Here is a 19,648-nt window from a genome sequence, read left to right on the forward strand (position 1 = left end):
TATGTGGACGTATATAAAACGTGATAAAAGGTTTTGGATAAGCATTGGATTTCTTCTCATATTAGTTCTTTTGAGCATCGGAAATACGATATGGAATGATGGACAGATTAGAAAAGTTACACTGCAATATGATGCGGCTGGAAACCCAGAAGTGCCACCGTTTTCACCTTCATCACAATTTTTACTTGGGACAGACCGGAATGGATATGACCTTTTACATTTAGTAATTGAGGGAGCAAAGTGGACGATTGGAATATCGTTTTTAATCGCATTACTTAGAATGGTAATGGGGGTGTTTTTCGGTGTTTTGCTCGGAAAATATATAAAAAGAGGCTTTGCAAAGATTGAGGCTTTCTTTGATAGTTTTACAGTCATTCCAACAGTTATGATCGCGTATTTCTTTCTTCAATCTGTTAACAGATTTGGAAGTGGAGAAGAAACGACAACTTTCTTTGAAAGGGCTTCATTCCAAGTGGTATTACTTGTAGCGCTTGCGATGCCAGTTATTGCACTATATGTTGCGAATGAAGTTCGTAAATTGAGAACGGAAGAATTTATTGATGCTGCGCGCATATTAGGCGGATCAAGAAGACATATAGTTATAAAGCATATTTTTCCACATCTCTATATGACGTTTATACTCGTATTTCTTCAACAGTTTACTCAAACCTTGACCATTTTACTTCATTTAGGGTTACTTGAGGTGTTTTTTGGGGGGACGGTCCAGTTTGGTGGACCGATTCAAGGGATAAAAGAAATAGATTCTTACACGCATGAATGGTCAGGCTTAATTGGAGTGTACTTTAGATCTTTAACAGTGCATCCGTGGATTCCTCTTGTCCCAATTACATTTTTCGGACTTACTATTTTTTCAGGAAATATGATTGTAAAAAGTATAGAAGAAGCGATGATGAAAGTTCGATTAGGGGGAGAGAGAAAGAAAACAGTTGTGGAAGAGGAACAACCTGCTGTGCAGTCAAAAGAAGAGTTATTTACGTTTAAACATACGATGTGAAAATAGAAAAGAAGCAAGCATAATCAATGCTTGCTTCTTCTTTATTTTGTAGAAACTTCCCCTTCAGCTTCTGTTTGCGGAATAAAGTATCCGATTATACCGCCGATGATTGCTGGGACAATCCAGCCGATTCCTAAGTTATAAAAAGGAATTGTGTGTACGATATTAGTGATAAAACTTGGGATCATTTCCACATTATCAAGTGCATGAATACAGCTAATAAGGAATGCTGCGATCATTGCTCCGATATAGACAGAAGGTTTACTTTTCGTATATTTATCAATAAATGATACGAAAATTAAAATGATTGTAATTGGATATAAAATAATTAATACAGGTAATGTAATTTTGATTAATAGACTTAAACCTAAGTTTGAGATAACGAAGCTAAAGATACAAACGTATAGTACAAGTTTCTTATATGAAACATTTGTTAATACTGTTGTGAAGTAGTTAGCGAATGCACTTACAACACCGATTGCAGTCGTTAAACAAGCAGCTATAATCGCAATACTTAATAAAACATTACCGCTTGTCCCAAAGAATTGATACATTACTGTTGCTAATAGCTGACCGCCATTTTCGAATTGTCCTAAGTTTCCGTTTGAAGCTCCGATATAACCGAGTAAGAAATAAACAATTGTTAAGAACAGGGCTGCAATGCTTCCGCAAATAATTGTATATTTTGCAATGGACTTTTTATCTTGTATACCGTTTTGGCGAATTGCATTTACAACAATGGTTGATAATACGAGAGCACCGATTGCATCTAGTGTTAAAAATCCTTCGAGAAATCCTTTGAAAAATGGGATTTCTTTATAGTCACCGATAGGCTCAGCGAATGATCCTGGTGAAAGAATTGCTTTTGTTGCCATAATTGCAATAATTCCAAGTAAAATTGGCGTTAATATTTTACCGATATGATCTACTAATTTGGATGGATTTAATGATAGGAAGTAAACGACTGTAAAGAAAATCGCGCTAAAAACTAACATAGAGTACCATTGATCTGGGAAAAGTGGTGCAATCCCAATTTCATAAGATACAGATCCAGTTCGTGGAATAACAAATAGTGGGCCAATTGAAAGATAAATAATGATAGCGAATACTGCTGCGAATTTTGGATGAACACGGCTCGCTAAAGTGTTAAAACTACCACCGGCAAGGGCAACAGCAACGATAGCAAGTAAAGATAAACCGACGTCTGTAATAATAAATCCTGTGATGGAAACCCACATATTTTCTCCGGAAGAAAGGCCGAGAAGAGGCGGGAAAATCATATTACCAGCACCGAAGAAAACTGCGAATAGTAATAAACTAATCGAAAGTATTTGCGCTGGTTTTAAAGTTGTACGCATGTAAAGAAAATCCTCCTAATGAGTATTTTTGTCGAAAATTCAAATAATTTGTCGAGTAACTGTTATTATTTTAAAGGTCTGATGACTAGAAAGCAATAGGGAATTTTGAAAATATTAAAAAATAATGCATTAAATCGAATAAATATACTATTTGTATGTTTAATAAGAAGGATTTAACTTTTAACGTAAAAAAACACATATCGTTACGATATGTGTGTTAAAAATAAATTTTTTTATCTCGTTCTTCTTTTAAAATTTCAACTGCTTCTCGGAAACGTTGTGAATGGACAATTTCTCGTTCACGTAAAAAACGCAAGCTATCATTTATATCGGGATCGTCTGATAAATCAATTAGCCATTGATAAGTTGCACGTGCTTTTTCTTCAGCGGCAATATCTTCGTAGAGATCAGCGATTGGATCGCCTTTTGCTTGTATATAGGTTGCAGTAAAAGGGGCACCACCGGCATTATGATAAAACAATGCACTATCATGATTAGCATATTGTGCATCTAATCCAGCAGCTTTCATTTGTTCAGGTGTTGCATCTTTTGTTAATTTATAAATCATTGTGGCTATCATTTCTAGGTGTGCGAACTCTTCGGTACCAATATCGGTCAGCAAGCCAACGACTTTGTCAGGAATAGTATAACGCTGATTTAAGTAGCGAAGAGCAGCTGCAAGTTCACCATCCGCACCACCGTACTGTTCAACTAATAATTTTGCGAGTGCTGGATTACAGGTGCTTACTTTAACAGGGTATTGTAACTTCTTTTCATAAATCCACATAGTTTCTCTCCTTCATATTTGCCATGGCCAAGGTCCCTTGCTCCATTCCCACGGAGCATTAGAATAACTGTTTCCAAACTGCTGAAGAGGCCCATATTTTTCTTCGATTTTTTGTTGTAATACTCTTCGTTTATAAGAGAAATCGTTGAATTGATTTATAGCTGTAGTATCGTCGGGATGCGTATCTAAATAGAGGGTAAGTTCAACTAATACAAAGTCTAGCTCTTGTAGTTCTTGAATCCATTTGTAATATTCATCCGGCAATGTTTGTGTCACGTTTTTATTCACCGTCCTTTTTTGTAAGGATTTTCATAATAATCATAAAAAGCAGGCCATAGAGTTCCTTTTCTTAAAGCTTCTTTTGGTGGGAATTGGGGTAAATTAGTTGGTTGAAAGCCCATGTATAAGTGGGGGGGAGTTGAGTAATATTTCTTTCCAATTGGAGGACAAGGATCGTTTGGGCCGTGATAAGGTATGTAGGATTTCATGAATTTATCCATGTTACACGCCTCCTTTATAAATGAAATATTCATCACTATGTATTGTATTCGTACATAATTGTAAATTATGACTCATATAGAAAACTAATAGAGACGGGGGGAGTACGGATGGAAAGTATTACAACTTGTATTGTATTAGAATCTCAAAACTTAAAGGAAACATTATATTTTTATGAAGGAATACTAGGATTCAAACCAAGTAAAGAGAGACCGCAATTACGTGTAACGGGTGTTTGGTATGATATTGGTTCAACGAGAATTTGCTTTGTTGTAAACCGGAATTTTGGAGAGTATAGAGAGACTGTCACATCATCAGTGAAGGGAATATTTTTACAAACTACAAATATCGAGCGAATAAAGAAAAAGTTAGAGTTTTATCAAATATCATTTGTAGAGGAATGCAATGGTGAAGAAGTAGGAATAACTTTCTATGATCCAGATCGTTTTAAACTCCAAATTGTTTCAAAAAAGAATATGGAATAGAGCCTTGTATAATGCAATGGTGTTCATGCGAATGAAAAAAATATTGACAAGCCTAGGTAAATATTTTAATGTGATTGTATAAAATTGTGTATATAAAGGGGAGTAACTTATTACAGTAAAGTCGTCATTACAGGGAGAAACCCTCGGCTTTATTGGCAACGTTTCGTTGTTAGTGAGACCTTTACCAGCAATGGTAAAGGCCCCTTTCTGTCTTTTTAGGACCCTTACCATATTTGGTAGGGTCCTTTTTGTATACAAAGAGAGGAGATAGAAAATGAAAAAACTTATAAGTAGATTAAGAGTTGTATTTCATGTTCGCCGATTTGTTCCATTCCTATTTGACTTTTTTACTTCAAAAGAGGTTTCCATAAAGAAGAAAATCTTATCTGTTGCTTTTTTAGTTGGTTACGTTGCGATGCCACTCGATTTCATTCCAGACTTCCTGCCGTTTATCGGTATTTTAGATGATATTGGAATTGTGTTATTTATTTTGAACCGAATTGTAAAGATGGCGCCAGTGCAATTACAAGAAAAGCATAACGTAAACGTCGGATAGGGGTTAAAAATATGGAGCAAATTATTTTAGATATAATCGAGTTTTTAAAGCAGTTTTCTTATTTTGGAGTTGTGTTAGCATTAACGTTTGAATTTATTCCAGCAGAAGTAGTTTTGCCCATGGTTGGATATTGGGTATACGAGGGCGATATGAATTTTTGGCTAGCTGTATTAGCTGGAACACTGGGTGGAACGACAGGACCATTAACGTTATACGCACTCGGTTATTACGGTGGTCGTCCTCTATTAATAAAATACGGGAAATACTTCTTTATTAAAGAAGAACAAATTCAAAAAGCGGATGATTTCTTTGAGAAATATGGACCAGTTGTAGCATTTGTTGGACGTTTTGTGCCAGGAGTTCGAACGCTTATTTCCGTTCCATGTGGTATGGCGAAAATGAACATATGGAAATTTAGTATATATACATTTGTAGCAATGTTCCCGTTAACGACTTTGTATATTTATTTTGGAATGAAATTAGGCCCACATTGGGGAAAAGCAGCAGATACTGTGGGGCAATATATGTTACCAATATTACTAGTTGTAGTTATTGTTGTAGGTGGTATATTAATCTATAAATTTATGAAAAAACGAAGCAAAACTGAATCTATTTAGTTTATTTCGCATTAACGGGCAGTAAGATTCCCACCTCAAAACTTAGCTGTAAAGCAAAGTTTTGAGGTGGGAGTTTTACTTTAAATTACGATGTGATTATTTTTGAAAATAGATGAATAGTACAGGCAAAAGACTCTGAGGGACATACACATATAAGGAATAAAAAAGAAAGAAGGGAAAGACTATGTCTTGTGAGTGCTCAGGAACAGTTTTAACGTGTTGTCCGGATGATAGTAATAATTTTGTCCAAGATAAAGTTTGTAATCCGTGGTCTAGTGCTGCTGCTAGTACGTTTACTGTGTATGCAAATAATGTGAACCAAAATATTGTTGGAACAGGTTATTTAACTTACGACGTGGGACCAGGCGTTAGCCCTGCAAACCAAATTACAGTAACAGTACTAGATTCCGGCGGCGGAACAATTCAAACATTTACCGTTTCTGAAGGAACAAGTATTGCGTTTACGTTCCGTCGTTTTAATATTATTCAAATTACGACACCAGCTACACCATTAGGGACGTATCAAGGGGAATTTTGTATTACGACAAGATATTTAATTTCATAGAGAGGGGAATTAAGATGGGGAATTGTAGTACTAATCTTTCATGTTGTGCAAGCTCAAAAAAAACGATTGTTCAAGATAAAGTTTGTATTGACTGGACTGCATCAGTAGCTGCTGAAGTAATTTATGCTGATAATATTTCTCAAGATATTTATGCATCGGGGTATTTGAAGGTAGATACAGGAACAGGTCCTGTTACGATTGTGTTTTATAGTGGTGGTATAGCAGGGACTGCATTGGAAACGATTGTTGTTGCAACTGGAAGTAGTGCGTCGTTTACGGTGCGTCGTTTTGATACAGTTACAATTCTTGGAACTGCATCAGCAGAAACAGGAGAATTTTGCATGACGATTCGTTATGCTTTATCATAAAATATTGTAATATTTTGATAAAAACCGTGCAAACTATCTATTAGTTTGCACGGTTTTTTGTGGACTTTTGGATGTTTTCAAAAGCAATAGTTGTTTGTAAATGAAATGCATTTATAAGCAGTCTCGCTTTGATATGCAATAAGTGAGTTGGAGACAGTAGCGTCCCTCTATATAAATAGAAAGGTCTGTTGGAATATCTATTATCGAAACAGATTGTAAATTAGATCCGGTGTATGAAAATGTATTATCTGGTAAAACGGTGAAGGTACTTATATTATTGCCTACTATTTGTACGAATAAAGCATTTGTACTATTTCTATTGTTATATACAGATATAGTTCCGGAAACTGAAATAATTCCATCGGACTCCCAAATTTTTAATGTTTGATATGTTTGGTTTAGTTGTCGTTGAGAAACTGGAATAAAATCATTCGAGATAAATATATTACCAGCGAATTCATTTGTGACAAGTTCAGCACTGCATGTAGGAGGTGATGGAATTGGAGGGCAAGGACATGTCGGTTGACAGATGATAGATAAAGGAGCAAAGCAACCAATATTTTTATGGGGTTTCAATAGGATCCCCTCCTTTTGAAATGGTGTTTACTATTATTAAATGTAACAGCATGGCCGATGTGTTAAGAATGGGGAAAAAAAATAAAATCGTGATAGTTTCGTTTTCTTATAACTCGTAATAGTTTTTATAAGAAAACGTTAGATGTCTATTAGACAAAAAGGGCTTGTTTCGTGTAAATGTGGCATTTCACATAAAAATAACTGTATATTTACAAAAGTGAAACAAATTTGATTTTCAGTTTAAACGAAGTTAATATGTGTTCGATACAATAACCAGTGTAATTAATTTATTATATGAGGAGGATTCACGTGGAAAGAACTGCTTTACGAAAAGTAAAAGGCCTTATTGGATTATTAATGGTTTTTGTATTAGCGTTTGTATCATTTCCGTGGAGCACATCAGTCAAAGCGGAAGAGAAGAAACAAGAAAAGGCACCGAGTGAGAAGAAGTTGGTTTTTCCAGTTGTAAGTGATGTACATATTAAAAATAGTGGAACAGATGATACGTTTCGCTGGAAAAGAGCGATTGAACAGTTCAATACACTAGCACCGAAGCAAGATGCATTTGTGATTGTAGGTGATTTTACCGATTCAGGATCTGTGCAGCAGTATGATCGCTTCATGCAAGTGTATAATGAAAATGCCAATAAAGATGCGGTACGAATGAATTCTCTCGGTAATCATGATTATTGGAATGGTTTATCTGTAGAGGGAGCACAGAAGCGTTTCTTAGAAAAGACAGGAATGGAATCGATTTATTATCATAAAGTGGTGAAAGGGTATCATTTCCTTGTGATGTCTCCGGAAGATGGAACGACTCATGGATATTATTCAGATAAACAAATTAATTGGTTAAAAGAAGAAATGGCAAAGGCACAAAAAGATGATCCAGAAAAACCGATTTTCGTATTTTTACATCAACACATTAAAGATACAGTATACGGTAGTCAAGAGTGGGGAACAAAAGATAGTGCGAAAATTAATGCGGTATTAAAAGAATACCCACAAGTTATTACGTTTTCAGGTCATTCACATTATCCGTTAGATGATCCGAGATCGATTCATCAAAAAGACTTTACATCAGTTGGTACATCTTCAGTAAGTTATATGGAGGTTGAAGGTGGTAAAGTACAAGGCAATATCCCGCCAGGAGCTAGTACATTAAGTCAAGGTTTATTAGTAGAAGTGGATGATAAAGAAGTAACAATTAATCGCCGTGATTTCCATACAAATTCTTGGACAGGCGAGCCTTGGAAAATTAAATTACCAACGAAAAAAGAAGCATTTAATTACGTAGAAGATCGTGATAAGGAAAAACCATACTTTGCAAAAGATGCAAAACTGTCCGTATCAACTGTAACAGAAAATGCAGCTACAGTAACATTCCCGCAAGCATTGGACAACCTGCTTGTGCACTCTTATCGTGTACAAGCAAAGGATAAACAAACAGGAGAAATAAAAAACAAGTTATTAGCATTCTCAGAGTTTTATCGTGACCCAGTGCCAAAAGAACTTACATTTACACTGGCAGGATTAGATGGCGGGAAAACATACCTACTTGAAGTCGTTGCGATTGATTCGTTTGGTAATGAGAGCGCACAGCCGTTAACTGCAGAAATCACAACGAAAAAAGATAATATTGATCCGAATGTAAAAGTACCAAAGGCTGATGTTTTCGATGTAAACTTCGCAAATGGTACATTTAAAGATAATTCACCATTTGGTACAAAAGGTGATGTGAAGGGCAATGTGACTATTGAATATGATAAAGCATTGAAAAGGAATGTTATGAAGTTAAACGGAAAAGCAAATACATTTGGATACCTTCCGTTTTCAGCAACACAAAAAGAAAAAGTAGCAAATTCATTTACGTTAGAAACTGTATTTTCAATGAATGAAATTCGTGGACAAGGTATTTTGCAAAATACAGAGAGCGGTGGAATTGGTTTTGAATCTACAGGAAGTGGATATGTTGAATTGTGGGCTCATATTGGTGGGAGTTATAAGCGTGTTGGCGTTCAGTTAGAGGCAAATAAAACGTATCATTTAACAGGAACGTATAACGGAAGTGAAGTAGCTATTTATGTAGATGGTAAAAAAGTAAATAGTCAACCAGCGCAAGGGAAAGTCTATCACCCGAACGTACCATTTGCATTTGGTGCTGATCCTGATAGTAATGGAAATGGTGGTATTCCGTTAAATGGTCAAATTGCGCTAGCAAAATTATATAGTAAAGCATTAAGTTCTTCAGAAGTATTAGCAGCATATAACGAGTTTTCTAATCGTACAAAATTAGAGCAAGTAAATACGTTATATGAAGAGATTGGAAAAGTAAAGGAAGTGTTAGCTGGTACGTATGAATTTGGTGATAAGCCAGGTCAATATTCAAAGGAAGCATTTCAAGAATTAGAGAAAAGCTATAATAATGCAAAGCAAGCGTTTGAAAATGTAGCAAGTACTGGGGAAGAAATTACTCAAACGTATCATGAATTAAAAACAGCAAGTGTAACATTTGTACAATCTAAAGTAGCAGAAGAACAGCCGAAAACACCGAAAGAAAAATTACAAATCAATATTGAATCTGCTAAAGCTGTCGTAAAGAAAGCGCAAGCTGCCAATGTAACAGATGGTTCAGTGAAATCATTACAGCAAAAAATTACAGTTGCAGAGGCTGTATTAAAAGATGTGAAAGTAAAAGATGCACAGGTAGAAACGATGAATCGTACATTAGAGCATGCGATTTCACTCGTTGAAAAAAGTATCAACAAGTAAGGTATAAGAAAAAGAAGCTTATCATGATAGGCTTCTTTTTTGTTATACTAAAAATAGTATAGAAAAAGGGAGCGAATAAGTTGGAACAGAAAAAGCTAAAAAGAATTCTTGAATATGTATGGATCGCGGTTGTGCTCCTTGTAGGATATTATTTATTAAAAGATAAAAGTATTTGGGTTCTATTTTTAATGACTTTCTTATTAGCGGGTTTAGGCACGTTATTTATTAACTTTTTCTTTGATAGTGTGAATGCATGGAAGAAGAAAAAGAAGGGAACGAAGTAAAGGAGATATGTATGCAAAAGTGGAGCTCGCGTACGATCGGAATGAGCATTCTGAAGTGTTCCACATCATGGATATATTTTTCGTTTTACAATCGTTAACGAAACGCATAAGAATAGCTCGCCGTTTTATAGGCGAGCTATTTTTTTATGCTTTTTTCTTTTCATCTTTTTCTTTTTCAGTAGCTAAATGACTATGTTTTCTAGAGTAGAAGAAATAGAAGCATAAGCCGACTATAAGCCAAGCCGCAAAGCTAATCCATGTCGTTTTAGACAAATTGATCATTAAATATAAACAGCAAAGAATCGCAACAACTGGTAATACAGGTACGAAAGGTGTGCGGAATCCGCGTTTTAAGTCAGGATGTGTTTTTCGTAAAATAAGTACAGCGCAGCAAACGAATGTAAAGGCAGTTAACGTACCGATGTTTACTAAGTTTGCTAGTAAGTGTAAGTCTAAAAGTCCTGCTAATAAAGCGGCAACAACACCAGTAATCCATGTGTTCAGTAAAGGGATTTTGACTCTTTTATTTACACGTGCTAACGCTTTTGGAAGTAAGCCGTCGCGGCTCATTGCATAAGAAACACGAACTTGTCCGTACATAACGACTAAAAGAACGGTTGTCATTCCGGTCATTGCACCAACAGCGAGAAGTCCTGCAATTGTATCTTCACCAACGAAATGTAGGGCAAATGCAACTGGATCAGAAACGTCTAATTGCGTATAAGGAACCATACCTGTTAAAACGAAAGATACGATCATGTATAAAACAGTACAAATAAGAAGGGAACCGATAATGCCAATTGGTAAATCACGCTGTGGTTTTTTCGTTTCTTCCGCAGCGGTTGCGATTGCATCAAAACCTAAAAAGGCGAAGAATACAGTGGCAGCTCCAGTAATAATACCGTCGTATCCGAATGGAATGAACGGCGTCCAATTTTCAGGCTTTACATATTTTGCGCCTGCTACAATAAAGGCGATAATAACAGCTAACTTTATAAGAACCATAATATTATTAATGCGCGCGCTTTCGCGTATACCAAAACTTAATAGGCCAGTAATGAGTAGTAAAATACAAACAGCTGGTAAATCGATGAGACCACCTTTTCCGACGCCAGGGGCCGAAGCAATAATGGCGGGTAGGTGTATGTTAAAGCCTTGTAGTAAAGATTGTAAATAACCAGACCAACCGACAGCTACCGCTGCGACGGCAAGTAAATATTCGAGCATTAAACACCAACCAACAATGAAGGCGACGATTTCTCCGACTGTCATATATGCGTAAGTGTACACACTTCCTGAGACAGGAATAGAAGAAGCAAATTCGGCATAACAAAAGGCTACGCAAGCACAAGTAAAGGCAGCAATGAGGAATGATAGCATAATACCAGGACCAGAATGTTTTGCGGCTACAATACCTGTTAATACAAAAATCCCTGTTCCAATTACGGCGCCAATTCCTAAGAACGTTAAATCTAGTGCGGTTAATGTTCTGTCTAGTTGCCGTGGTGATTCGGTACTAAGTGCTTTTTTTCGTAATAATGACTTCACTTTGGACTCTCCCCCCGTTTTTTTATTACCATAACTGCGAATATAGTAGGAGCCCATTGGAAAGGAGAATGTACGTAAATGGAGGTGCAGTTATGGTATGAAATTTTTTGAAATTTATGGATTAATTCTATTATAATTCAGAATATTTAGTCAAATGTAAATATGACAAATAAAATGCGGATTAATAGGGGAAACTACTTGCAGAAATGGACGGGGGTTAACAATCCGTTTCGGATAAAGAAAACCCACTCATTAAAGTTTCACTTTATAAAGTAGGAGAAGATACTATGTTATTTTATTTTGAACTTGTCGTTATTTTACTTTGTACGAAATTAGCTGGTGACATTAGCGTTAGACTTGGTCAGCCTTCTGTACTTGGTAAATTAATTGTTGGTATTATTATCGGTCCTGCTGTACTCGGTATTATTAATAGTTCGGAACTTATCGATGAACTGAGTGAAATTGGTGTTTTGTTACTCATGTTTATGGCTGGACTTGAAACAGATTTAGAAGAGTTAAATCGGAATTTGAAATCATCATTTGCAGTAGCGGCTGGTGGAATTATTTTTCCTTTCATCGGTGGTTATGTAACTGGACTGCTGTTTGGATTAATACAATCTCATGCAATTTTTTTAGGGTTATTACTTTGCGCAACATCGGTTAGTATTACGGTGCAAACGTTACGTGATTTAGGAAAAATGAATACGAGAGAAAGTACAACTATTTTAGGTGCTGCTGTATTTGATGATGTTATAGTCGTTATTTTATTAGCGTTTGTGATGAGCTTTTTAGGAACACAAGATGTGAATATAACACTTGTTATCGCAAAGAAACTTATTTTCTTTGTAAGTATTGTTTTTATCGCATGGAAAGTTGTTCCGTGGATTATGAAAATGCTTGTCCCACTTCGTGTATCGGAAGCGCTAATTAGTGCAGCTCTTATTATTTGTTTCTCTTTTTCGTATTACAGTGAAATGATGGGAATTGCAGGCATTATTGGAGCATTTGCAGCAGGAATTGCAATTTCGCAAACAGAGTATAAGCATGAAGTAGAACATAAAATTGAACCAATTGCTTATGCGATATTCGTACCAGTGTTCTTCGTAAGTATTGGAATGGAAATTACATTTCAAGGCATTGGAAGTCAGCTTTGGTTCATTATTATTATGACGCTCATTGCGATTTTCACAAAGTTAATTGGATCAGGTTTAGGAGCAAGATTAACAGGGTTCAATTTACAATCTTCTATTAGTATTGGTGCAGGGATGGTGTCGCGCGGAGAAGTAGCGCTTATTATCGCGGCGAATGGACTTACGGCAAATTTATTAGCGAAAGAAAATTTCACAGCGATTGTTATTGTTGTTATATTAACGACAATTATTACACCGCCGCTTTTGAAGAAATATTTTGTATAGAGAGGAAGGGCTTATCTGAAGTAGGTAAGCTCTTTTTTTATTGTAAAAAGCAATGGTCATATGGCATGAAAGGTTTGTAAGTATGGTAAAATCTTTCATGCCATATGACAAGGAGAGGGAAGTGTGAAGATTACGAAGCTTGACCAATTCATCTTTTTTTGTGGCTGGACATAAATTCATCATGAAGAGAAATAAAATTCCATAAAATAATAAAGTGATATTGATTTTGAATTTCTTAAAGTTATAACAAAAGTATGAAATTAAATTTCGAAGAAGGTGGCAATATGCTAGAAAATTTATCGACAGAACATCGCAATGAGAAAACGATGAACCTTGATGAGATGAGCATAAAAGAAGTGTTACAAAGTATGAATGAAGAAGACAGAACTGTTGCGTTAGCAGTTGAAAAAGAGATAGAGAAGATTGAAAAAGTTGTCCAGACTGTGATTAAATCTTTTGAAGAAGAGGGCCGATTAATTTATATTGGGGCTGGTACGAGTGGGCGTTTAGGTATTTTAGACGCAGTGGAATGCCCACCGACATTTGGTACAGATGATAAAATGGTGCAAGGATTTATAGCAGGTGGATTGAAAGCGTTTACTAAGGCGGTGGAAGGTGCTGAAGATCGCGAAGAGTTAGCAGAAGAAGATTTAAAAAGTATCGGATTAAACGAGAAAGATACTGTGATTGGAATTGCAGCAAGTGGTCGAACTCCTTATGTAATTGGCGGCTTGAAATATGCAAATAGCATGGGAGCGAGTACAGCTAGTATTTCTTGTAATAAAGATGCTGCCATTAGTAAATATGCAAAATTAAATATAGAAGTAGAAACAGGCGCAGAGATATTAACAGGATCAACGCGTTTAAAAGCTGGCACCGCACAAAAATTAGTGCTGAATATGATTTCAACAGCTTCTATGATTGGTGTGGGAAAAGTATATAAAAACTTAATGGTAGATGTTCAGTCTACAAATGAAAAGTTAGTAGAACGATCAAAACGAATTATTGTGGAAGCAACAGGCGTTAGTTATGAGGTAGCAGCAGCTTATTACGAAAAAGCAGAACGTAACGTGAAAGCTGCGATTGTTATGCTGTTATTGCAGTGTGGGTATGGGGAAGCGTTAGAGAAATTAAAAGAAACGAAAGGGTTTGTGAAGAAGGCGCTATAGATAATAGGGGGGGATTCTATTATGAAGAAAGAAGAGAGAATGGCCAAAGAAATTTCGGAGCAACTTGGGGGAATAAAAAATATTCGTGGTATTGCTCATTGTATGACGAGGCTGAGATTGACGCTTCATGATGAAAGTAAAGTGAATATAGACCTTTTGAAAAAGGTTGAAGGCGTTATGGGGGTCATTGAAGATGAGACGCTTCAAGTTGTCGTTGGTCCAGGAACGGTAAATAAAGTAGCAGCTGAAATGGAAGGTTTAACAGGGCTCCGAATTGGTGAAGTAGCAGATCATCATCTTGAGGATATTGGGCAAGAGATGAAGTCAGAAATTAAGAAGAAAAATAATACACCAGTGAAAAACTTTTTACGAAAAATAGGAAGTATTTTCATTCCGTTAATTCCTGGTCTTGTTGCCTCTGGTATTATCAACGGGGTTGCTAACTTTGCGAAAAACGCAGGTGCTGATCCGAATGCAACGTGGCTACAAATGTTACTACTTATTGGCGGCGGTATCTTTACATTCCTAGGAATTTTAGTCGGCTGGAATACAGCGAAAGAATTTGGAGGGACACCAGTTCTTGGGGCAATTGCTGGTATGTTAATTTTCAATCCGGCGATGGCGAACGTAAAGTTATTTGGTGAAGCGTTAGTACCCGGACGGGGCGGATTGTTTGCGGTTATTTTTGCAGCGTGGCTTATGGTTGTAGTGGAAAGACAAGTTCGAAAAGCTGTGCCAAATGCAGTTGATATTATCGTGACACCACTCATTACTGTATTAGTTGTAAGTATCGTAACGATGTTAGCAATTCAGCCAGTTGCAGGTTTCTTATCTGAAGGAATTACAAGCGGAATTAATGCTATTTTAAATATTGGTGGAGCGTTTGCTGGAGCAGTGCTTGCCGGAACATTTTTACCTCTCGTTATGGTCGGATTGCATCACGGTTTAACACCGATTCATATGGAATTTATTAATCAAACGCACGTAACGCCTTTATTACCAGTACTCGCAATGGCTGGCGCTGGGCAAGTAGGAGCAGCGATTGCGATTTTTGTAAAAACAAAAAACACGCGACTTCGTAACGTAATTAAAGGTGCATTACCAGTTGGATTTTTAGGGATTGGCGAACCGTTATTATACGGGGTTACATTACCACTTGGGAAACCGTTTCTTACAGCTTGTTTAGGTGCTGCTGTCGGCGGGGCATTCCAAGCAGTTATGCACACAGCTGCACTCGGAATTGGCGTATCAGGATTATCATTAATTCCGTTAATTGCTGATAATAAATATTTATTATATTTCCTTGGATTAGTCGTTGCATATACTTCCGGATTTATCTTTACGTACTTCTTTGGCTTTAAAGAAGAAATGGCAGAAAATATATAGAGAAAGGGATTCCTTTCTCTTTTTCTATTCATAGAAAGGGAGATTTATATGATAGGAGTTTCAATTTATCTTTCAAAAGAGCGAGTAGAGAAGCAAGAAGAATGGCTAAAAGTAGCGAAGGAAAACGGATTTTCATCTATTTTCACATCACTTCACATTCCAGAAGATGATCCGGGTACGTATAAAGAATTAATTAGAATACTCGGGAAACAAGCTCTCGAAAATGAAATGGAGTTAATGGTTGATGTCTCTCCGAAATCGTTACATCATTTAGGAATATCGTATGAAAATGTGGAAGAGTTATTGGAGTGGGGTATTACTGGTTTACGAATGGATTATGGCATTGCGCCAAAAGAAATTGCAAGTGTATCTCATAAGATGAAAGTAGCGTTAAACGCGAGCACGATTACAGAATCATTTTGGAAAGAGCTACTTGCGGAAAATATAAGAGTAGATCGTGTAGAAGCGTGGCATAACTTTTATCCGCGTCCAGAAACAGGACTAGCAAAGTCGTTCTTGCAAAAGCAAAATCAATATTTACATGAGTGCGGAATAAAAACGATGGCATTTATTCCGGGAGATGGAGAAAAACGTGGTCCGTTATATGAAGGATTACCAACGTTAGAAAAGCACCGCAATATGCGCTCGCTTGAAGCGTATTTAGAACTTGTTCAAGATTGTGATGTTGATAAAGTGTTGATCGGGGATATAAGCGGAAGCCTAGAAAGTGTACAAGAAATAGCGAGTGCGAGTAGAGGGATTATGCCGCTGCGATATGAGTCATTTATAAAGGAAAGTGAAGTATTAAAAGTGGTAGAGCAAGTGCATACAAATAGATTAGATCCAGCACGTGATGTCATTCGTTCTGTAGAATCAAGAGAAGGAAATAAAGTTGTGTTACAGCCGATGCATACAATTGCAAGAAAGAAAGGCAGCATTACAATTGATAATGAATTGTACGGTAGATATGCTGGAGAACTGCAAATTGTTGTAAATGATTTACCTGAAAATGAAAAAGTGAATGTTGTTGGAATGGTGATGGAAGAAGATGTATCGCTATTGTCTTATATAGGCGCTGGGAAAAATTTTCAACTTTTTTTAAGTAATAGAACGAAAGCTTGAATGAACGCTATTTTGTAAAAAACATTATCCGTAAAAGGGATAATGTTTTTTGTTTTCCTAGTATTATATAAATCGAAGTCTAATTTCTATTCCAACATTTTTGAAATTAAAAGATAAAAGTATATCTTAATATAATTTATTCGCTCGAAATTTTGCATTACATAGCGAATTAAAGGAGTGAAAACAAGTCCATTTTAATTTTAATATAATAAAAGTGAATATTTTTAGAACATTATTCTATGTCGTTGACAATGAAATTTTAATTCACTATAATGACTGTAATTTAACATAAAAAATACATTGAAAGAGCCCAGTAGCAGTTTGTCACTGTTATCGAGAAAGCTAGGGGTTGATGGAACCTAGCACAAACAAACTTGTGAATTACACTCTGGAGTATCTTGGGTTATGCCAAGCGGAGTAGCAATCGATATCATTGCTAAGAGTGGTATGAATAGAAGAATGAATACTATTTGTACAATCTGGGTGGTACCACGGTTAAAATCGTCCCTATGTCTATAGACATAGGGGCTTTTTTATATTCTTTACTGCTTTAAAGTGAAGAAAACTTATAATTTGAGGGAGCTGGAAAGACATGAACATTATTGATGAATTAGCATGGCGTGACGCAATTAATCAACAAACAGATGAAGTAGGATTACGTGAACTAGTAGAAAAGAAAAAGATTTCCTTGTACTGTGGTGTAGATCCAACTGGTGACAGTATGCATATTGGACATCTAATTCCATTTATGATGATGAAACGCTTTCAATTAGCTGGGCATCATCCAGTCATTTTAATTGGGGGAGCAACAGGAACAATTGGAGATCCAAGTGGACGACAAACGGAACGCAATTTACAAACGTTTGAACAGGTACAACATAATGTTGACGCATTAACAGCACAAATGAAAAAATTATTTGACTTTGGTAGCAATAATGAAGTGAAAATGGTAAATAACTACGATTGGATAAGTCAAGTAAACATTATCGAATTTTTACGTGACTACGGCAAAAATTTTAGTATAAATAGTATGTTGGCAAAAGATATTGTAGCAAGCCGTTTAGGTACAGGGATTTCATTTACAGAATTCACATACCAAATATTACAATCCCTAGATTTCCATCATTTATACAAAGAAGAAGGCGTTCAACTGCAAATCGGTGGTGGTGATCAATGGGGAAATATTACGAGTGGATTAGAGCTAATTCGTAAATTAGAAGGACATGAAGCAAAGGTATTTGGGTTGACAATTCCGTTACTATTAAAATCGGATGGAACGAAGTTTGGAAAAACAGCAGGTGGAGCGATTTGGTTAGACCCTGAAAAGACAACTCCATTTGAATTCTACCAGTTCTGGGTAAATACAGATGATCGCGATGTAATTAAATACTTAAAGTTCTTCACATTCTTAACAAAAGATAGAATTGGTGAATTAGCAGTTAAAGTTCAAACAGAGCCTCATAAACGTGAAGCACAAAAAGTGCTAGCAGAAGAGATGACAAAGTTTGTTCATGGTGAGAACGCATTTTTACAAGCGGTTAAGATTACAGCAGCTTTATTTAGTGGAGATATTAAATCGTTAAATGCAGATGAAATTGAGCAAGGATTTAAAGATATGCCGACATTACAGGCTTCTAAAGAAACAAAAAATATTGTGGAGTGGCTAGTGGACTTAGGAATTGAGCCTTCTAGACGTCAAGCAAGGGAAGATATTAATAATGGAGCTATTTTAATGAATGGGGACAAAGTGACGGATGTGAATGCAGACGTTAAAGTGAGTAATTCAATTGATGGCAAATTTATTATTATCCGTAAAGGTAAAAAGAATTACACATTGGTGAAACTAGGAGAGTAAAGCTATAGAGTGAAAGCGAGGAGATTAATTATGCTGCCATCTTGGGAACGAACACTAGAATTAGCATATTTTAATCACCATGTTATAACAGAAATAAATAATAAACAGCAAGTAAATTGGTTATTATTAGATTTGGGATTAGATAATATAAGTGAAGAACAAATAAATAATGCATTAGATAGGATGTTAATAGGTTTTAATCGGCTATTTAAGTATAAAGCTATACAACAAGTAAATTTAGGGTATTTTAGAATGCTGGATATTATAAAAAAAGGTGATACCTATCATCTAAGAATCCACATTTTACTTCCAGTGATAAAAAGTTATTTTCAGGGAAGGTACTACATTAAGCATGATAGCTGGACCTCATTATGGAGTAGAGCAGTGGGATTAGAAAATGGTTTATATGTAAGTGTGAAAGTAATGAATGGAAAAGAAGACGGGCATGAAATTCTCCAAGAAAAAATATTAAAATTTCGTGAACAAAATAGCGAAATAACGCTTAGGAAAAATAATATTATTATATCTAGACGCTTAGTTGGCTATAGTAGATTATTAAAAAATATAGCAGATCAATTTCTAAATGAAAATGATTTTCATTTAGAGGTGAATAAATTATGCATAGACGATCCAGTTGCAAATCAGGTGTTTGTGAATATGCTAGAATGGCACCCTGGTTTAAGAGAAGTAAGCGAAAATTATTTTTTAGAATAGTAATTATATAAAGCGTAGTTGTTGAGAAAAGAAGGGTGAAGGAAGTTCACTCTTCTTTTTGTTATCAATATAATGAATTTTAATAACTTAGTTTGATTATTTATACATAACTTTTTTGTAAATAAAAGGTTTAACGCTTTAATGGATAAAAGCATTAAATCTTTAATGCTTTAAATAAAAAGTTTTTTATTTTGTTCGAAATATGTTGTTATATAAGGGTTTGTTTAGCTGTTGACAAAACAAAAACACAGGAGTAAACTGACGTCGTAAGTTGATTTGTGAATCATTGCACAAATTTAAACTTGAGTTTTATGAAATATTTTAGTGAGGAAAAATATGATTTAAGATGAATATTATTCAGTGTAGTTTAAGGATAAGCGGAAAAGTATTCTAAAAAATCATATTTAAAATAGCGGAAAGGATGGATGCTAAAGATTTTATGAAAGACTTTGTTTTAATACCCTAGTTTTTAAAAGTTTATTTTAGACAATACAAGTTCTTTAAAAATTAGCGTATTAGTTCATCGTAAGGATCAGTAAAAATAGATTCCGTAAAAAT

The 19,648-nt window shown here is 35.6% G+C and carries 20 protein-coding genes and 1 other annotated feature; of the genes, 14 read left to right on the plus strand and 6 right to left on the minus strand.

Going from position 1 to position 19,648, the window contains the following annotated elements:
• Position 1: 1 nt before the first annotated feature.
• Entirely contained in the window at positions 2 to 1,015 is a 1,014-nt protein-coding gene (locus COI75_RS18520; protein WP_000269934.1) for an ABC transporter permease, read from the plus strand.
• A gap of 41 nt (positions 1,016 to 1,056) precedes the next feature.
• Here COI75_RS18520 and brnQ2 read toward each other — a convergent pair whose 3' ends face one another.
• The 4 genes from brnQ2 to COI75_RS18540 form a co-directional block, all read right to left on the minus strand.
• Entirely contained in the window at positions 1,057 to 2,373 is a 1,317-nt protein-coding gene (brnQ2, locus tag COI75_RS18525) for a branched-chain amino acid transport system II carrier protein BrnQ2 (RefSeq protein WP_001260925.1), read from the minus strand.
• A gap of 217 nt (positions 2,374 to 2,590) precedes the next feature.
• A complete protein-coding gene (gene cotJC, locus COI75_RS18530) occupies positions 2,591 to 3,160 on the minus strand; it encodes a spore coat protein CotJC (RefSeq protein WP_000265282.1) in 570 nt (189 codons plus the stop codon).
• Positions 3,161 to 3,172: 12 nt separating this feature from the next.
• Positions 3,173 to 3,436, minus strand: coding sequence for a spore coat protein CotJB (locus tag COI75_RS18535; RefSeq protein WP_000194956.1), 264 nt, complete (start codon positions 3,434 to 3,436; stop codon positions 3,173 to 3,175).
• An 8-nt stretch (positions 3,437 to 3,444) separates the two neighbouring features.
• Entirely contained in the window at positions 3,445 to 3,660 is a 216-nt protein-coding gene (locus tag COI75_RS18540) for a spore coat associated protein CotJA (RefSeq protein WP_000357171.1), read from the minus strand.
• 108 nt (positions 3,661 to 3,768) lie between these two features.
• On the opposite strand from COI75_RS18540, the gene COI75_RS18545 reads away from it, so the two are divergent.
• From COI75_RS18545 to COI75_RS18565, 5 genes are all read left to right on the plus strand, one after another.
• Positions 3,769 to 4,143, plus strand: coding sequence for a VOC family protein (locus COI75_RS18545; protein WP_000443971.1), 375 nt, complete (start codon positions 3,769 to 3,771; stop codon positions 4,141 to 4,143).
• Between the two features lie 274 nt (positions 4,144 to 4,417).
• Positions 4,418 to 4,699 carry a YkvA family protein gene (locus tag COI75_RS18550; protein ID WP_000733849.1) on the plus strand — a complete coding sequence of 94 codons (282 nt, stop codon included), beginning with the start codon at positions 4,418 to 4,420 and terminating at the stop codon, positions 4,697 to 4,699.
• 11 nt (positions 4,700 to 4,710) lie between these two features.
• Positions 4,711 to 5,316, plus strand: a complete 606-nt coding sequence (locus COI75_RS18555; protein WP_000435011.1) for a DedA family protein — start codon at positions 4,711 to 4,713, stop codon at positions 5,314 to 5,316.
• A gap of 184 nt (positions 5,317 to 5,500) precedes the next feature.
• The gene (locus COI75_RS18560) at positions 5,501 to 5,881 is read left to right on the plus strand and encodes a DUF3992 domain-containing protein (RefSeq protein ID WP_001277550.1); all 381 of its coding nucleotides are present in this window, start codon (positions 5,501 to 5,503) and stop codon (positions 5,879 to 5,881) included.
• Between the two features lie 14 nt (positions 5,882 to 5,895).
• On the plus strand, positions 5,896 to 6,249 hold the full coding sequence (locus COI75_RS18565; RefSeq protein ID WP_000526009.1) for a DUF3992 domain-containing protein: 354 nt from the start codon (positions 5,896 to 5,898) through the stop codon (positions 6,247 to 6,249).
• A gap of 111 nt (positions 6,250 to 6,360) precedes the next feature.
• Here COI75_RS18565 and COI75_RS18570 read toward each other — a convergent pair whose 3' ends face one another.
• Positions 6,361 to 6,825 (minus strand): S-Ena type endospore appendage, encoded by a 465-nt coding sequence (locus tag COI75_RS18570; protein WP_000802320.1) that lies wholly within the window; start codon positions 6,823 to 6,825, stop codon positions 6,361 to 6,363.
• Between the two features lie 309 nt (positions 6,826 to 7,134).
• Between COI75_RS18570 and COI75_RS18575 the strand changes: the two genes are divergently transcribed.
• Positions 7,135 to 9,597 carry a LamG-like jellyroll fold domain-containing protein gene (locus COI75_RS18575; protein WP_000442465.1) on the plus strand — a complete coding sequence of 821 codons (2,463 nt, stop codon included), beginning with the start codon at positions 7,135 to 7,137 and terminating at the stop codon, positions 9,595 to 9,597.
• A gap of 80 nt (positions 9,598 to 9,677) precedes the next feature.
• Positions 9,678 to 9,881, plus strand: a complete 204-nt coding sequence (locus COI75_RS18580) for a hypothetical protein (protein WP_000435802.1) — start codon at positions 9,678 to 9,680, stop codon at positions 9,879 to 9,881.
• Between the two features lie 144 nt (positions 9,882 to 10,025).
• On the opposite strand, the gene COI75_RS18585 is transcribed toward COI75_RS18580, so the two are convergent.
• Positions 10,026 to 11,486, minus strand: a complete 1,461-nt coding sequence (locus tag COI75_RS18585; protein WP_232288622.1) for an amino acid permease — start codon at positions 11,484 to 11,486, stop codon at positions 10,026 to 10,028.
• Positions 11,487 to 11,716: 230 nt separating this feature from the next.
• On the opposite strand from COI75_RS18585, the gene COI75_RS18590 reads away from it, so the two are divergent.
• The 6 genes from COI75_RS18590 to COI75_RS18615 all read left to right on the plus strand — a co-directional run bounded on the left by COI75_RS18590 (position 11,717) and on the right by COI75_RS18615 (position 19,090).
• Positions 11,717 to 12,844 (plus strand): cation:proton antiporter, encoded by a 1,128-nt coding sequence (locus COI75_RS18590; RefSeq protein ID WP_000899805.1) that lies wholly within the window; start codon positions 11,717 to 11,719, stop codon positions 12,842 to 12,844.
• Positions 12,845 to 13,128: 284 nt separating this feature from the next.
• Positions 13,129 to 14,013 carry an N-acetylmuramic acid 6-phosphate etherase gene (gene murQ, locus COI75_RS18595; protein WP_000892338.1) on the plus strand — a complete coding sequence of 295 codons (885 nt, stop codon included), beginning with the start codon at positions 13,129 to 13,131 and terminating at the stop codon, positions 14,011 to 14,013.
• A gap of 21 nt (positions 14,014 to 14,034) precedes the next feature.
• Positions 14,035 to 15,399, plus strand: coding sequence for a PTS transporter subunit EIIC (locus COI75_RS18600; protein WP_000711282.1), 1,365 nt, complete (start codon positions 14,035 to 14,037; stop codon positions 15,397 to 15,399).
• A gap of 48 nt (positions 15,400 to 15,447) precedes the next feature.
• Positions 15,448 to 16,521, plus strand: a complete 1,074-nt coding sequence (locus COI75_RS18605) for a DUF871 domain-containing protein (RefSeq protein ID WP_000580617.1) — start codon at positions 15,448 to 15,450, stop codon at positions 16,519 to 16,521.
• Positions 16,522 to 16,812: 291 nt separating this feature from the next.
• Positions 16,813 to 17,033, plus strand: a binding site (T-box leader).
• An 80-nt stretch (positions 17,034 to 17,113) separates the two neighbouring features.
• Positions 17,114 to 18,376: a tyrosine--tRNA ligase gene (tyrS, locus tag COI75_RS18610; RefSeq protein WP_001021069.1), complete on the plus strand. Its 1,263-nt coding sequence runs from the start codon at positions 17,114 to 17,116 to the stop codon at positions 18,374 to 18,376.
• Between the two features lie 30 nt (positions 18,377 to 18,406).
• On the plus strand, positions 18,407 to 19,090 hold the full coding sequence (locus tag COI75_RS18615; protein ID WP_000937979.1) for a protein rep: 684 nt from the start codon (positions 18,407 to 18,409) through the stop codon (positions 19,088 to 19,090).
• Positions 19,091 to 19,648: the final 558 nt, after the last annotated feature.

The sequence above is a fragment of the Bacillus cereus genome (genome assembly GCF_002564555.1).
Taxonomy (GTDB): Bacteria; Bacillota; Bacilli; order Bacillales; family Bacillaceae_G; genus Bacillus_A; species Bacillus_A cereus_K.

Bases quoted from the DNA above. Each gene is read 5' to 3' on its own strand.
- COI75_RS18520 (WP_000269934.1), top strand. From the start codon at position 2: ATGTGGACGTATATAAAACGTGATAAAAGGTTTTGGATAAGCATTGGA.
- brnQ2 (WP_001260925.1), bottom strand. From the start codon at position 2,373: ATGCGTACAACTTTAAAACCAGCGCAAATACTTTCGATTAGTTTATTA.
- cotJC (WP_000265282.1), bottom strand. From the start codon at position 3,160: ATGTGGATTTATGAAAAGAAGTTACAATACCCTGTTAAAGTAAGCACC.
- COI75_RS18540 (WP_000357171.1), bottom strand. From the start codon at position 3,660: ATGGATAAATTCATGAAATCCTACATACCTTATCACGGCCCAAACGAT.
- COI75_RS18545 (WP_000443971.1), top strand. From the start codon at position 3,769: ATGGAAAGTATTACAACTTGTATTGTATTAGAATCTCAAAACTTAAAG.
- COI75_RS18550 (WP_000733849.1), top strand. From the start codon at position 4,418: ATGAAAAAACTTATAAGTAGATTAAGAGTTGTATTTCATGTTCGCCGA.
- COI75_RS18555 (WP_000435011.1), top strand. From the start codon at position 4,711: ATGGAGCAAATTATTTTAGATATAATCGAGTTTTTAAAGCAGTTTTCT.
- COI75_RS18560 (WP_001277550.1), top strand. From the start codon at position 5,501: ATGTCTTGTGAGTGCTCAGGAACAGTTTTAACGTGTTGTCCGGATGAT.
- COI75_RS18565 (WP_000526009.1), top strand. From the start codon at position 5,896: ATGGGGAATTGTAGTACTAATCTTTCATGTTGTGCAAGCTCAAAAAAA.
- COI75_RS18585 (WP_232288622.1), bottom strand. From the start codon at position 11,486: ATGGGCTCCTACTATATTCGCAGTTATGGTAATAAAAAAACGGGGGGA.
- COI75_RS18590 (WP_000899805.1), top strand. From the start codon at position 11,717: ATGTTATTTTATTTTGAACTTGTCGTTATTTTACTTTGTACGAAATTA.
- murQ (WP_000892338.1), top strand. From the start codon at position 13,129: ATGCTAGAAAATTTATCGACAGAACATCGCAATGAGAAAACGATGAAC.
- COI75_RS18600 (WP_000711282.1), top strand. From the start codon at position 14,035: ATGAAGAAAGAAGAGAGAATGGCCAAAGAAATTTCGGAGCAACTTGGG.
- COI75_RS18605 (WP_000580617.1), top strand. From the start codon at position 15,448: ATGATAGGAGTTTCAATTTATCTTTCAAAAGAGCGAGTAGAGAAGCAA.
- tyrS (WP_001021069.1), top strand. From the start codon at position 17,114: ATGAACATTATTGATGAATTAGCATGGCGTGACGCAATTAATCAACAA.
- COI75_RS18615 (WP_000937979.1), top strand. From the start codon at position 18,407: ATGCTGCCATCTTGGGAACGAACACTAGAATTAGCATATTTTAATCAC.